Source organism: Kitasatospora sp. MBT63 (assembly GCF_000710465.2).
GTDB lineage: Bacteria > Actinomycetota > Actinomycetes > Streptomycetales > Streptomycetaceae > Kitasatospora.
In genome coordinates, this window is record NZ_JAIZ01000784.1 from 2,490 (window position 1) to 3,961 (window position 1,472).

At 77.6% G+C, this 1,472-nt stretch carries 1 protein-coding gene; it reads left to right on the plus strand.

Features of this window, described 5'->3' with window-relative positions:
• Nucleotides 1-1,472: type I polyketide synthase (locus AA75_RS51255; protein ID WP_199520540.1), on the plus strand; the 1,472-nt coding region annotated here is incomplete at both ends.

The following is a 1,472-nucleotide window of genomic DNA, read 5'->3' on the forward strand; positions in this document are numbered from 1 at the left end:
GGCGCCGCGCGGGACCACGCTGATCACGGGCGGCACCGGTGCGCTCGGCGGCCACGTGGCGCGCTGGCTGGCCGGGCGCGGTGCCGAGCACCTGCTGCTGGTCAGCCGTCGGGGCGCCGACGCGCCGGGGGCCGCCGTGCTGGCGGCCGAACTCGGCGCCCTCGGAGCCCGGGTGAGCTTCGCGGCTGCCGACGTCGCGGACCGTGCGCAGCTCACCGCGGTGCTCGCCGGCATCCCCGCCGAGCTGCCGCTGACCGCCGTGCTGCACACCGCCGCCGCCCTGCACGACGGCCTGATCCCCACCCTCACACCCGAGCAGCTCGACCTCGCGCTGCGCGCCAAGGCGGGCGCGGCCCGGCTGCTGGGCGAGCTGACGGCCGGGCTGGACCTCAGCGCGTTCGTGCTGTTCTCCTCGCTGGCCGGTGTGGCGGGCATCCCCGGCCAGGGCAACTACGCGCCGGGCAACGCCTACCTGGACGCCCTGGCGGCCGAGCGCCGCGCCGCCGGGCGGCCGGCCACCGCGATCGCCTGGGGCCACTGGGCGGGCGAGGGCATCGCCGCCGACGGTGCGGAGGAGCAGCTGCTCCGGAACGGACTGGTCTCGCTCCCGCCGCTCCGCGCGGTGGAGCTGCTGGGCCAGGCGCTCGACGACGGCGAGAACCACCTGGTGGTCGCCGACGCCGACTGGCCGGTGCTCTTCCAGGGCCGCCGCCACCCGCTGGTCGGCGAGCTGCTCCGGCGCGCCGGGGGCAACCCGGCCGCCGGTGCGGCCACCGGCGGTACCGCCGACGCGGCCGCCGAGGACGGCGACCTGGTCGCCCGGCTCGCCGCCCTCCCCGCAGCCGAGCGGCGCCGCAGCCTGCTGGGCATCGTCCGGGCCCAGGCCGCCGCCGTCCAGCGACACCGCTCGGGCGAGGCGATCGACCCGGCCAAGGCCTTCCGGCAGCAGGGCTTCGACTCGCTGACCGCCGTGGAGTTCCGAAACCGCCTGGGTGCGGTGACCGGCCGCCGGCTGCCCGCCACCGTGGTCTTCGACCACCCCACCCCGGCGGCGCTCACCGACTGGCTCGCCGTCGAACTCTGGGGCGGCGCCACCGAGTCGGAGCCGGTCGCCGCGGTGCCGGCGGTGCTGGACGAGGACCCGGTCGCGATCGTCGGGATGGCCTGCCGCTACCCGGGCGGCGTCGCCTCGCCGGAGGACCTGTGGCGGCTGGTCTCGGAGGGCGTGGACGCACTGACCGAGTTCCCCACCGACCGCGGCTGGGACCTGGCCTCCCTCTACGACCCGGACCCGGACCACCCGGGCACCTCCTACTCCCGGCACGGCGGCTTCCTGGAGGCGATCGGCGACTTCGACGCCGAGTTCTTCGGCATCTCCGCGCGCGAGGCGCCGGCCGTGGACCCGCAGCAGCGGCTGCTGCTGGAGACCACCTGGGAGGCCTTCGAGCGGGCCGGGATCGACCCGACCGCGC